Origin of the sequence: Nocardioides scoriae, assembly GCF_900104965.1 — a bacterium.
GTDB lineage: Bacteria > Actinomycetota > Actinomycetes > Propionibacteriales > Nocardioidaceae > Marmoricola > Marmoricola scoriae.
Genome location: NZ_LT629757.1, coordinates 536,211 through 548,274, shown reverse-complemented (window position 1 = coordinate 548,274; position 12,064 = coordinate 536,211). Strand labels below are relative to the sequence as shown.

General features: G+C 73.7%; 11 protein-coding genes. 9 read left to right on the top strand and 2 right to left on the bottom strand.

The genetic code is table 11. From position 1 onward, the window contains the following. Window positions 1–145 precede the first annotated feature (145 nt). From BLU55_RS02615 to BLU55_RS02605, 3 genes are all read left to right on the top strand, one after another. Window positions 146–1,870 carry a DUF1800 family protein gene (locus tag BLU55_RS02615; protein WP_091725701.1) on the top strand — a complete coding sequence of 575 codons (1,725 nt, stop codon included), beginning with the start codon at window positions 146–148 and terminating at the stop codon, window positions 1,868–1,870. A 9-nt stretch (window positions 1,871–1,879) separates the two neighbouring features. Beyond that, window positions 1,880–3,172: a DUF1501 domain-containing protein gene (locus tag BLU55_RS02610; protein WP_091725698.1), complete on the top strand. Its 1,293-nt coding sequence runs from the start codon at window positions 1,880–1,882 to the stop codon at window positions 3,170–3,172. Window positions 3,173–3,249: 77 nt separating this feature from the next. Continuing rightward, on the top strand, window positions 3,250–4,407 hold the full coding sequence (locus BLU55_RS02605) for a PQQ-dependent sugar dehydrogenase (protein ID WP_091725696.1): 1,158 nt from the start codon (window positions 3,250–3,252) through the stop codon (window positions 4,405–4,407). Between the two features lie 242 nt (window positions 4,408–4,649). Here the strand turns inward: BLU55_RS02605 and BLU55_RS02600 are convergent, their stop codons facing one another. Beyond that, the gene (locus BLU55_RS02600) at window positions 4,650–4,913 is read right to left on the bottom strand and encodes a hypothetical protein (protein ID WP_157682697.1); all 264 of its coding nucleotides are present in this window, start codon (window positions 4,911–4,913) and stop codon (window positions 4,650–4,652) included. A 101-nt stretch (window positions 4,914–5,014) separates the two neighbouring features. Between BLU55_RS02600 and BLU55_RS02595 the strand changes: the two genes are divergently transcribed. Next, window positions 5,015–6,388, top strand: a complete 1,374-nt coding sequence (locus tag BLU55_RS02595) for a M15 family metallopeptidase (RefSeq protein ID WP_157682696.1) — start codon at window positions 5,015–5,017, stop codon at window positions 6,386–6,388. Window positions 6,389–6,427: 39 nt separating this feature from the next. Here BLU55_RS02595 and BLU55_RS02590 read toward each other — a convergent pair whose 3' ends face one another. Beyond that, the gene (locus BLU55_RS02590; RefSeq protein ID WP_091725688.1) at window positions 6,428–6,613 is read right to left on the bottom strand and encodes a hypothetical protein; all 186 of its coding nucleotides are present in this window, start codon (window positions 6,611–6,613) and stop codon (window positions 6,428–6,430) included. 25 nt (window positions 6,614–6,638) lie between these two features. Between BLU55_RS02590 and map the strand changes: the two genes are divergently transcribed. The 5 genes from map (at window position 6,639) to BLU55_RS19320 (ending at window position 11,891) form a co-directional block, all read left to right on the top strand. Next, on the top strand, window positions 6,639–7,487 hold the full coding sequence (gene map, locus BLU55_RS02585; protein WP_231917012.1) for a type I methionyl aminopeptidase: 849 nt from the start codon (window positions 6,639–6,641) through the stop codon (window positions 7,485–7,487). 88 nt (window positions 7,488–7,575) lie between these two features. Next, window positions 7,576–9,168: a circularly permuted type 2 ATP-grasp protein gene (locus tag BLU55_RS02580; RefSeq protein WP_091725681.1), complete on the top strand. Its 1,593-nt coding sequence runs from the start codon at window positions 7,576–7,578 to the stop codon at window positions 9,166–9,168. Beyond that, window positions 9,162–10,088 carry an alpha-E domain-containing protein gene (locus BLU55_RS02575; protein ID WP_091725678.1) on the top strand — a complete coding sequence of 309 codons (927 nt, stop codon included), beginning with the start codon at window positions 9,162–9,164 and terminating at the stop codon, window positions 10,086–10,088. The genes BLU55_RS02580 and BLU55_RS02575 overlap by 7 nt, the downstream gene beginning before the upstream one ends. Window positions 10,089–10,155: 67 nt before the next feature. Then, the gene (locus BLU55_RS02570) at window positions 10,156–11,001 is read left to right on the top strand and encodes a transglutaminase family protein (protein ID WP_091725675.1); all 846 of its coding nucleotides are present in this window, start codon (window positions 10,156–10,158) and stop codon (window positions 10,999–11,001) included. A 110-nt stretch (window positions 11,002–11,111) separates the two neighbouring features. Then, entirely contained in the window at window positions 11,112–11,891 is a 780-nt protein-coding gene (locus BLU55_RS19320; RefSeq protein ID WP_157682695.1) for a hypothetical protein, read from the top strand. Window positions 11,892–12,064: the final 173 nt, after the last annotated feature.

Here is a 12,064-nt window from a genome sequence, read left to right as displayed (position 1 = left end):
AGTTGGTGTCCGTTTTAGGTAGTTTCCGTGTTTTGGCCCATTAGTCGCGTTTCTTGCGCAGACTGGAGCCTCCCCGGCCGGTGGTGACACCGCGGTCCCACCTCCCGGGGACTCAACGTCGGCTCGACTCCCGCGAGGACACCTGATGGCGCTCATCGACACCAAGAAGCGCAGGAAGCGGCGCAAGAAGCGCCGCCCGGTCAGCGTGAAGCCCACGCCGAAGCCCACGCCGAAGCCGAGCCCGGCCCCGACGCCCACCCCGGCCCCGGCGTCACCGAGCCCCAGCGCCCCGGCCCAGCCCACGCAGCCGGCGCCCACGCAGCCCGCCCCGACGCAGCCGGCCGAGCCCACCCCGACCCAGCCGACGCAGCCCAGCCAGCCGACGGTGGAGCCGGGCGCGCCGGTGCCGCTGGTGGCGACCCCCGCCATGAGCGCGACCCTGAAGGCCAGCGCCCGCGAGCGGCTGTTCCTCAACCGCTTCGGCACCGGCTTCTCCCAGCGTGCCCTGGCCCAGCTCCGCTCCGTCGGCACCCCCGAGGAGTGGCTGGCCGCCCAGCTCACCCCGGAGCGGTTCGTCGAGCACCCCAAGGTCGCGACCGTCGACGGCTGGTTCACCAGCCTGCGCACCGACTCCCCCGCGACCCGGTGGACCAACCAGATCACCAGCGTCAAGGGCGGTTGGGAGTACAACCACGAGCTCGGCAACTGGTCGATCCTGCGCCGCGTCTACTCCGAGCGCACCGTGCTGGAGCGGATGACCGGCTTCTGGTCCGACAACCTCCACGTCGCGCTGCACCACGACCGCGCCTGGGTGCACCGGTTCGACTACGACGCCACCATCCGTCGCCACGCGCTGGGCCGGTTCGAGGACCTGCTGGTCGCCACCGCGCTGCACCCCGCGATGCGGCTCTACCTCGACAACTGGAAGAACGTCCGCGACAAGCCCAACGAGAACCAGGGCCGCGAGCTGCTCGAGCTCCACACCGTCGGCCGGGGCGCGGGCTACACCGAGGCGATGGTCAAGGACTCCGCGAAGATCCTCTCCGGCTACACCGTCGACTGGGGCGAGAGCTTCGACGGCTACTACAAGACCGCCGCCCACTACGTCGGCCCGGTCAGCGTCCTGGGCTTCAGCCACGCCAACCCCGCCGCCGACGGCCAGTCGGTCACCGAGGCCTACCTGCGCTACCTGGCCCGCCACCCCGCGACCGCCACGAACCTGGCCACCAAGCTGGCGCGCCACCTGGTCTCCGACGCGCCCTCGGCCGGCCTGGTCGACACCCTGGCGCAGGCCTACCTGGCCAACGGCACCTCCATCGGCGCCATGCTGACCGCGCTGGCCACCCACCCCGAGTTCGCCGGGTCGTCGGGGCTCAAGGTCCGCACGCCCATCGACGACCTGGTCGCCACCGCACGCGTGCTCGAGGTCGACGTGAACGCCGCGCCGGACACCGACGGCGCGTGGTCCAACGCCGCCAACTGGACGCACGGCGGCGAGGCGCTGTTCTCCTGGCCCCGGCCCGACGGGCCTCCCAGCGCGACCACGGCGTGGTCGTCGGCCTCCCGGATGTTCGGCTCCTACTCCATGCACTGGGCCCACGCGGGCGGCTGGTACCCCCGGGGCGCGGCGTACACGCCGTACGCCGGGTGGCTGCCCGCCGCGTCGCTGCGCTTCGACGCCTACGTCGAGCACCTGTGCCAGCGCTGGCTCGGCCGCTCGGCCGATGCCCGCCTCCAGCAGGTCGCCCTCCAGGCGGCCGGGGTCAGCGGACCGTCCGTGACCGTCAACAAGGACTCCGCCGTCGCCCGCTGGATGGCGCCCTCGCTGACCGCCTCGCTGCTCGACAACCCCGACCACATGGCTCCCTGAGGACACGCGATGACCACCACCTCCGACCACCGACCCGACGCCGACACCTGCTGCGACGGGTTCCGGACCAGCCGTCGCTCGGTGCTGCAGGGCGCCCTGGGCCTGGGCACCGGCATGGCCGTGACCCAGATGTTCGGCGACGCCCTCATGCAGACCAGCTACGCCGGCGTCAAGGGCGGCAACACCCTGGTCGTGCTCTCCCTGCGCGGCGGCATCGACGGCCTCGGCATGGTCGTGCCCCACGGCGACCCCGGCTACTACAAGGCCCGCCCCACCACCGCCATCGCCAAGGACCAGGTCGTCTGCGCCGACGCCATGTTCGGCCTCCACCCCAAGATGGCCCCCCTCAAGCCCTTCTGGGCCTCCGGCGAGCTCGCCGCCGTCCACGCCGTCGGCCTCCCCGTCGCCAACCGCTCCCACTTCTCAGCCATCGAGGAGATCGAGGACGCCGCCCCCGGATCCGACGCCCGCTCCGGCTGGATCAACCGCATGATCGGCATGGGCCCCTCCTCCGCCAACGGCGGCATCCTCGACGCCGTCCAGCTCGGCCAGCCCTACGCCACCACCGCCCTGGCCGGCACCCACCCCGTCCTGGCCGCCTCCAGCCTCGACGACCTCAAGGTCCCCGGCCTCGACTCCGGCAACGAGACCCGCCGCTACAACAGCCTCACCACCGCCTGGAGCCAGTACACCGGCGCCATGGGCCGCGCCGCCGGCGACGCCCTCACCATCTCCCGCACCAGCGGCTCCACCATCGCCGCCGTCCCCGCCCCCACCACCGCCTACCCCACCGCCTGGAACGCCGACCCCTTCGCCGAACCCCTGAAGTCGGCCGCACGACTCATCCGCGCCGACCTCGGCACCGACGTCATCGCCATCGACGCCGGCTCCTGGGACTACCACTCCGGCTACGGCCCCGTCGGCTGGGGCAGCATGCAGGCCAGCGTCGACGGCTTCGCCCAGTCCCTGGCCGCGTTCCTCACCGACCTCGGCCCCCTACGCAGCCGCGTCACCGTCGTCACCATCTCCGAGTTCGGCCGCCGCGTCGCCGAGAACGGCTCCGGCGGCTTCGACCACGGCTGGGGCAACATGATGCTGCTCGCCGGCGCCGGCGTGAAGGGCGGCAAGTACTACGGCACCTGGCCCGGCCTCGACGCCAACGCCCTGGCCGAGGGAGACCTCAAGGTCACCACCGACTACCGCAACGTCCTCGGCGAGATCCTCACCAGACGCTTCCCCGAGCGCTCCCTGCCCACCGTGTTCCCCGACGTCACCTACCGGCCCCTCGGAGCCATGGCCTGAGCCCGGACCGACGGCTCGGGGCGCGCCGTCCGGTCGTGCGCCGGGTCGGACCGCGACCGCGGGGCTACCGTGGCGGCATGCGCCGACCGGGTCTCGTGGCCGTCCTCCTCGCCCTCGCCGTCACCGCTGCCGCGGTGCCCGTCGCGCTGTCGCAGCGGGTCGCCCCGTCCGCGGCCGCGGCGGCCCCGACGCTCCAGGTGACCACCGTCGCCTCGGGGCTCGACATCCCCTGGGACGCCCAGCCGCTGCCCGACGGGCGGCTCCTGGTGACCGAGCGCGCCAGCAAGCGGCTGCTGCTCGTCGACGGCTCGAGCGTGCGGCCGGTCTCCTACGAGCCCGGCACGGTCTGGGCCAGCGGCGAGACCGGGCTGATGAGCCTGGCCGTCGACCCCGACTTCGCCTCCAACCGCCGCTTCTACACCTGCCAGGGCGGGTACGCCGGCTCCGGCCGCCACGACGTCAAGGTCCTCGCCTGGACGCTCGGCTCCAGCGGCACCACCGCCACCCGCGCCGGCGTGCTGCTACGCGGCATCCCGGCCACCAGCGGTCGTCACGGTGGCTGCCGGCTGCTCGTGGCGTCGTACGGCGCGCTGCTGGTCGGCACCGGCGACGCGGCCATCGGCCGCAACCCCCACAGCCGCACCTCCCTCGGCGGCAAGGTCCTGCGCCTGAACCGGCAGACCGGCAAGCCCTGGTCGACCAACCCGTTCGCCTCCAGCTCGTCCACGGCGGCGCGCTACGTCTACACCTACGGCCACCGCAACGTGCAGGGCCTCGCCCAGCGCGCCGACGGGTCGCTGTGGTCGGTGGAGCACGGCACCAGCCGCGACGACGAGGTCAACCGGCTGGTCCGGGGCGGCGACTACGGCTGGTCCCCCACCCCGGGCTACGACGAGAGCCGCCCGATGACCGACCACGGCCTGCCGGGCACCCAGCAGTCGGCCCGCTGGCGCTCCGGCTCCCCGACCCTGGCGACCTCGGGCGCGTCCTGGGTCCGCGGCAGCGCCTGGGGCGACTACGCCGGCACCCTCGCCGTCGCGGCCCTCAAGGGCGAGCGGCTGATGTTCATGGGCTTCTCCTCCTCCGGCACGCTGCAGCGCGTCGCCACCCCCGACGCCCTGCGCCAGTACGGCCGCCTCCGCTCGGTCACCTCCCTCCCCGGCGGCGACCTGCTCGTCACCACCGCCAACGGCGGCGGCTCGGACCGGGTGCTCCGGGTCCACCCGGTGGGCTGAGGGGCCGGCGGGGGTCGTCGCGGCCCTCCGGTGCGGTGGCGCGTCGCGGTCCTCCGGCGGTGCGGCGCGTCGTACGAGGTGGTCGTCCCGGCAGCCAGCTCGCACGACCTCCGGCGGGACGTCATCCGACGAGGCCGCCCCGACGACCAGCACGCATGACGTCCCCCGCCGCCAGGTCCCCACCACGCACGACGTCCCGGCCTTGCAGACGGGCCCCGCGGAGAGGCGCCGGCGACCGCCGTTCAGCCACCCCACCCGAGGCGACCGACGCCCCCGACGAGAGCGGCGAGCCACACCACGAGGCCCACCACCGGGACCCAGGCCGTGCGCCGCGGGTGCGGCGTGAACCACCGCACCCCGAGCCCGAGGAGCACCAGCCAGAGCACGAGCAGCAGCGCGACCAGCCACCAGGGGGCGACGACGACGCTGCCGAGCACCAGGAAGAGCAGGCACGCCAGGCCGCCCATGCCGACGAACCCCCACGGCGACACCTGCTCACGGACCACGGCGAACACCCTACGGTCGGCCGACCGCCGGGCTAGCGTGGGCGCCGAACGGGGCCGGTGGTCCGCACCCCTCGTCATCGGTGTCGCTCTCGGAGGCTCCCGTGCTGCTCCCCCGCCCGCTCGTCCTCGCGGTCCTGGGCACCGCGCTCACGCTGCTCCTGGGGCCGGTCGCCCCCGCCGGAGCGGCGCCCGCCACGCCCACCCTGTCCCTGCAGGCGCCCGCGCCGGCCCGGGCCGGGTCGGCCGTCGTGTTCACCGCGACGCTGCTCGACCAGGCCGCGGCACCCGTCACGGGCCGCACCGTCGAGCTGCAGCGCGCGGGCAGCACGCAGGGCACCTGGACCACCTCGACCACGGCGGTCACCGACGCCGCCGGCGTGGCCTCGCTTCGGGTGACGGTGCCTGCGGGCGGCACCACCTGGCGGGCCCGCTGGGCCGGCGACGGCGAGCTGGCCGCGGCCACCTCCGCCCCCGCCACCGCGCAGGGCCTGGTCCTGGCCACGACGCTGGGCATCACCGCCCCCCGCTCGGTCGTCGACGAGCGCGAGGCGACCGTCACGCTGCGCTGGCGTGCGTCGGACGGCAGCCCGGTCCCCGGCGCGGTCACCGTGCAGCGACGCGCCTCGGGCGGCACCTGGAGGACGTACGGCGTGCGCCGCACCGACGCCGACGGCGTGGTGAAGGTGACCTCCGAGCCGCGCTCGGACACCCAGTGGCGCGCCACCGGCAGCCGCGGGACGTGGTGGCAGGCCGCGAGCTCGGCCACAGTCAAGATCGACAACGTGCCCATCGCGGACCCGGTCGTGCTGCCCTCGGCCGCGCCGCGTCCGGCTGCCCTGGCCGCCCAGACCCGCGCCACCACCGCGGGTGCCGACGCCGTGCTCACGGCCGTGCCCGACGCGACCTGGCGCTCGATGGTGGGTCGCAGCTGGCACAGCGGCTGCCCGGTGGGCCGCTCCGGCCTGCGCCTGCTGCGCATCAACTACTGGGGCTTCGACGGCTACCGCTACCGCGGCGAGATGGTGCTGAGCACCGCCGTCGCCGGCCGCGCCGCCGCCGCGCTGACCGACATGTACGCCGCCCAGCTGCCGATCCGCCGGATGTACCGCGTCGACCGCTTCGGCTGGAGCAAGCGGGTGCACGGCGCCGACGACCACGCGTCGATGCGCGCCGACAACACCTCGGCCTTCAACTGCCGCTGGGTGGTCAACCGCCCCGGCGTGATGTCGCCCCACGCGACCGGCCGGGCGATCGACCTCAACACCTGGGAGAACCCCTACGACTCGGCGACCGGCTGGGTGCCCAACTCCTGGTGGGCCACCCGCAGCCACCCCCGCGTCGCCTGGCGCACCAGCAGCCACCCGGTCGTCAAGATCTGGCGCGCCCACGGCTTCCGCTGGACCTACGGCACGGGCGACAGCCAGCACGTCGACGGCCGCGGCACCCCGCTGGCCCGGGGCGGCTTCGTCGGCTGACGCCGCCCCCGCGAGCGGGGCCGGCGCAGCGGGCGGGGCTCAGTCCTCCGTGCGCGAGTCGCCCCAGTCGTCCTTGGCGTCCCAGGACTCGTTGCGCTCCTCGACCTTCTCCAGCGCCCGCGAGGCCTCGGCCTCCGAGTCGTAGGGGCCGAGGCGGTCGGCGGCCTTGCACCCGTCCTTGCCCTCGACGGCGTGGTGCTTCAGGCAGTACCAGAACTGGCTCATGAGCAGCGAAACTACACTTCTGCCCGTGACTGCCATAGCCCCCGGACGGATCTCCGAGCGCCGCCCCGTGCCGGCGTCCATCCCCCGCCCCGAGTACGTCGACCGCCCCGAGCCGCGTCCCTTCACCGGCAACGAGGTCAAGGACGCCGAGACCATCGAGCGGATGCGCGCGGCGAGCCGGCTGGCCGCCCAGGCGCGCGAGCTGGTCGGCTCCCACGTCGTCCCCGGCGTCACCACCGACGAGCTCGACCGCGTCGGCCACGAGTTCCTCTGCGACCACGGCGCCTACCCCTCCACGCTCGGCTACAAGGGCTTCCCCAAGTCGCTGTGCGCGAGCGTCAACGAGGTCATCTGCCACGGCATCCCCGACAGCTACGTCGTCCAGGACGGCGACATCGTCAACATCGACGTCACGGCGTACCTCGACGGCGTCCACGGCGACACCAACGCCACCTTCCTCACCCCCGGGGTCACCGACGAGGTGCGCGACCTCGTCGACGCCACCCGCGAGGCGCTGCGCCGGGCGATCCGCGCGGTGAAGCCGGGCCGCCAGATCAACGTCATCGGGCGGGTCATCGAGTCCTACGCCAAGCGGCACGGCTACGGCGTGGTGCGGGAGTTCACCGGCCACGGCATCGGCACCCACTTCCACAGCGGGCTGGTGGTGCCGCACTACGACGACTCCTACTACGACGACCTGATCCGTCCGGGCATGACCTTCACCATCGAGCCGATGCTCAACCTCGGCACCCACGAGTGGGACATGTGGGAGGACGGCTGGACCGTGGTCACCCGGGACCGTCGCCACTCGGCGCAGTTCGAGCACACCCTGCTCGTCACCGAGGACGGCGCCGAGGTGCTCACCGAGCCCTGACCGGGGGCCGCGGCCGCCCGAAGTGTCCATCTCGCGGCCCGCCACACGAACGACACACACCCTCGCTAGGGTCGCGTGCGTGACCGGGATGTTCGAGGACTACGCCAGCGGGATGGGGGCGGCGTACGACGAGATGTTCGACGCCGAGCAGCTGCGCACCCCCTACCGACAGCTCCAGCCGTCGCTGCAGACGATGGGCACCAGCGAGCTCCAGACCCGGGTGGAGGCGCTGCAGTCGAGCTACCTCGACCAGGGCGTCACCTTCGACATCGGGGGCGAGGAGCGGGCCTTCCCGCTCGACGTGCTGCCCCGGGTGATCGAGATGGAGCACTGGGCCAAGGTCGAGGCCGGCGTCCAGCAGCGGGTCGCGACGTTGGAGAAGTTCCTGGCCGACGTCTACGACGCCGGCGAGGTGCTCAACGACGGGGTGATCCCCCGCCGCGTCATCACCACCTCCTCCCACTTCCACCGTGCCGCCGCCGGCATCGAGCCGCCCAACGGCGTGCGCGTCCACGTCAGCGGCATCGACCTGATCCGCGACGACGCCGGCGAGTTCCGCGTGCTCGAGGACAACGTGCGGGTGCCGTCCGGCGTCTCCTACGTGATGACCAACCGGCGCGCGATCGCCGCCGCCCTGCCCGAGGTCTTCGGCGAGCACCGGATCCGGCCGGTCGCGGGCTACCCGCAGAAGCTGCTGACCGCGCTCCGCGCCGCGGCCCCGGCCGGCGTCACCGACCCGACCGTCGTCGTGCTCACCCCCGGCGTCTTCAACGGCGCCTACTTCGAGCACGCCCTGCTCGCCCGCACCATGGGCGTCGAGCTGGTCGAGGGCCGTGACCTCGAGTGCCGCCGCGGCCGCGTCATGATGCGCACCACCCAGGGCCTGGAGCCGGTGCACGTCATCTACCGCCGCGTCGACGACGAGTTCCTCGACCCGGTGCACTTCCACAGCACCTCGCTGCTGGGCTGCTCCGGGCTGCTCAACGCCGCGCGGGCCGGCAACGTGACGATCGCCAACGCGGTCGGCAACGGCGTCGCCGACGACAAGCTCGTCTACACCTACCTGCCCGACCTGGTGCGCTACTACCTCGGCGAGGAGCCGGTCCTCAAGAACGTCGACACCTGGCGGCTCGGCGACGCCGACCACCGCGAGGAGGTGATGGACCGCCTCGACGAGCTGGTCCTCAAGCCGGTCGACGGCTCCGGCGGCAAGGGCATCGTCATCGGGCCCCACGCCACCCGCGCCGAGCTCGACGAGCTGCGCATCAAGGTGCTGGCCGACCCCCGCTCGTGGATCGCGCAGCCGGTCATCCAGCTGAGCACCGTGCCGACGTACGTCGACGGCAGGATGCGCCCGCGCCACGTCGACCTGCGCCCCTTCGCGGTCAACGACGGCAACCGGGTCTGGGTGCTCCCCGGTGGCCTGACCCGGGTCGCGCTCGGCGAGGGCGAGCTGATCGTCAACTCCTCGCGCGGTGGCGGCTCCAAGGACACCTGGGTGCTCGCGGGGTCGAGCCGGCCCGTGGTGCGCGCCGAGCCCGAGCGGGTCCCCGTCCACGCGACGCCGCAGGACATCGGGCCCGCGCTCGACTCGTTCTCCTCCCCCCAGGACCAGCAGCAGCAACAGCAACAGCAGCAGGTCTCGACGGGGTCGACCGACCAGGAGGTGCTCGGATGCTGAGCCGGATCGCGGAGTCGCTGTTCTGGATCGGGCGCTACGTCGAGCGGGCGGAGGACACCGCCCGCATCCTCGACGTGCAGACCCAGCTGATCCTCGAGGACCCGGGCGTCGACGAGGAGACCACCTGCCGCAGCCTGATGTCGATCATGGGCGTCGAGGTCGAGGACGACGCACCCATCGACAGCGCCGAGATGCTGCGGGTGCTCGCCTACGACACGTCCTCGAGCACCTCGATCTCCGCCACCCTCGCCGCCGCCCGCGAGAGCGCCCGACGCGCGCGCGAGACGCTCTCGACGTCGATGTGGGAGGCGATGAACACCACCTACCGCGCGATCCCCTCGGGCCACTTCCGCTCGATGCGGCCGCCGGTGGCCTTCCGCTGGGTGCGGGACCGCGCCGCCCAGATCAACGGCATCGCCGAGGCGACGATGACCCGCGACGAGGGCTACCAGTTCCTCGTGCTCGGCCGCTCGATCGAGCGGGCCGACATGACCTCGCGGCTGGTGGCGACCGCGGCGCTGTCCTCGGGCTCGGCCTGGGGCACCTCGCTGCGGGCGTGCGGGGCCTACGAGGCGTTCCTGCGCACCTACAAGGGCCTGGAGACCGAGCGCGGCGCGGCGGAGTTCCTGCTGCTCGACCGGCTCTTCCCGCGCTCGGTGGTCTTCGGCCTCACCCAGGCCGAGCGCTCGCTGGAGAGCCTGGAGTCCGCGGGCACCCGCGTGGGCGTCCAGAACGAGGCGCAACGGCTGCTCGGTCGGACCCGTGCCGAGCTGGAGTACCGCTCGCTGAGCGACTTCGTCTCCGAGCTGCCCAGCGAGATGGAGCGGCTGCAGCGCACCTGCGCGCTCGCCACCGACGCCATCACCCGCCGCTACTTCGCCGGGGCCGAGGCCACCGAGTGGCACGGGGTGCGCGCATGAGCGTCGCCCTCCTCCCCCTCGCCCACCCCGACACCCGGGCCCACGTCCCGACGGCCAGGAGGCCCTGATGAGCCTGCAGCTGCGCATCGTGCACACCACCGGCTTCGAGTACACCGGCAAGGCCAACACCTCGTTCAACGAGGCCCGGCTGACCCCGGTCACCCTGCCCGGCCAGATCGTGGTCCACTCCCGCGTCGAGGTCTCCCCCACGCCGTGGACCTACACCTACCGCGACTACTGGGGCTCCCAGGTGACGGCGTTCGAGGTGCTCGACCCCCACACCTCGCTCACCGTCACCGCGACCGCCACGGTGCACACCGACCGGACCCCGGCCGGTCCCCCGGTGATGGGCTGGGAGGACGTGCGCAAGCCGCAGGTGGCCGACCTGCACACCGACTTCCTCACCCTGCCCGACCGGGTGGCGCCCTCGCCCGAGCTCGTGGCGCGGGCCCGCGAGATCGCCGGGCGGAGCGCGAGCCCCAGCGAGGCGGCGTACGCCGTGTGCGCGCTGGTGCACGACGAGGTCCGCTACGTCTCCGGCTCGACCACCGTCGACGCCGTCGCCGCGCACTCCTGGGAGCGCCGCACCGGCGTGTGCCAGGACATGGCCCACATCGTCATCGGCGCCCTGCGCTCGGTCGGGATCCCCGCCCGCTACGTGTCGGGCTACCTCCACCCCAAGGTGCAGCCCGAGGTCGGCGTGCCGGCCAAGGGCGAGTCCCACGCCTGGGTGGAGTGGTGGGACGACGGCTGGCGCGGGTTCGACCCGACCAACGCCACCGAGCCGGGCGACCGCCACGTCGTGACCGCGACCGGACGCGACTACGGCGACGTGAAGCCGCTCTCCGGCATCTTCTCCGGCTCGGGCACCTCGCGGATGTTCGTCGACGTGCAGGTCACCCGGCTGCAGTAGGCCTCCCGCCCGGCACCGCTGCTCCCGGGCGTGGTGACGGCGGTGCGGCATGCTGGCGGTCCGAGCGGTACGGCGACCGAGCCGTCCCGCGTCCACGTGAGGACCCCACGGTGACCCAGAGCGACCACGAGCCGACCGGCAACGCGACCCCGGACCCCAACGCCCCGACCCCGGCGGGTGGGGCTGCGCCCGCGAAGCGCTCCGCCCCCGCCAAGGGCGACCCCGGCCAGGCTGCCGCCAGCGTGGACGGCCCGGCCACCACCCCGGGCAGCAGCAGCAAGAAGCCCACGACGTCGGCGACCCGCAAGGCCCCGGCGCGCAAGGCCCCCGCCAGGAAGGCCTCGGCGACCACGACCTCGACGACCACGGCGTCCGCCACCCGGGCCACCCCGCGGAAGGCCGCCAGCACGACCAGCACCTCCGCCCCGGCCACCAAGGCACCGGCCAAGAAGGCACCCGCGAAGAAGGCACCGGCCACGAAGGCACCGGCGACGAAGGCACCGGCCACGAAGGCTGCCGCTCCCGACCCGGAGCCGTCCGCCCCCGCGCGCGTCGACCTGACTCCCGCCGCCGTCGAGCAGATCGCCCGCGAGACCGCCGAGCGGGTCGCGCGCGAGGTCGTCGAGCAGCTGACCGGCACCCTGTCCCTGCTCGAGCGCGAGACGCGCCGCGCGGTCAAGACGGTGGGGGCCGCCGCCGAGCGGGCGACCTCGCTGGCCGCCGCCGTGGACCCGCGGGCCCGTCGCAGCAAGCGCGACCAGGACAAGACCGACGAGCAGGCCGACGAGAAGTCCGCCAAGGGATCCGGCAAGAAGTCCGCCAAGAAGTCCGAGCCCACCGAGAAGTCGGGCAAGAAGGGCAAGAAGGGCAAGGTCAAGGGCAAGAAGTAGCCCCCCTCCCCTGACGGTGCAGCCCCGGCTCGGGCTGCACCGTCAGGCGTCCCACGTCATGGCCCCAGGGGGGTGGCATGCCCGGCCGCAGGCCGGGTACCGCAGGCCGTCCCACGCTCCGCCACCCGGCTCAGCCGGAGCCGGCGGAGGCCCCCATGACAGGAGACGGCACG

Bases quoted from the DNA above. Each gene is read 5' to 3' on its own strand.
- BLU55_RS02615 (WP_091725701.1), top strand. From the start codon at position 146: ATGGCGCTCATCGACACCAAGAAGCGCAGGAAGCGGCGCAAGAAGCGC.
- BLU55_RS02610 (WP_091725698.1), top strand. From the start codon at position 1,880: ATGACCACCACCTCCGACCACCGACCCGACGCCGACACCTGCTGCGAC.
- BLU55_RS02605 (WP_091725696.1), top strand. From the start codon at position 3,250: ATGCGCCGACCGGGTCTCGTGGCCGTCCTCCTCGCCCTCGCCGTCACC.
- BLU55_RS02590 (WP_091725688.1), bottom strand. From the start codon at position 6,613: ATGAGCCAGTTCTGGTACTGCCTGAAGCACCACGCCGTCGAGGGCAAG.
- BLU55_RS02580 (WP_091725681.1), top strand. From the start codon at position 7,576: ATGTTCGAGGACTACGCCAGCGGGATGGGGGCGGCGTACGACGAGATG.
- BLU55_RS02575 (WP_091725678.1), top strand. From the start codon at position 9,162: ATGCTGAGCCGGATCGCGGAGTCGCTGTTCTGGATCGGGCGCTACGTC.
- BLU55_RS02570 (WP_091725675.1), top strand. From the start codon at position 10,156: ATGAGCCTGCAGCTGCGCATCGTGCACACCACCGGCTTCGAGTACACC.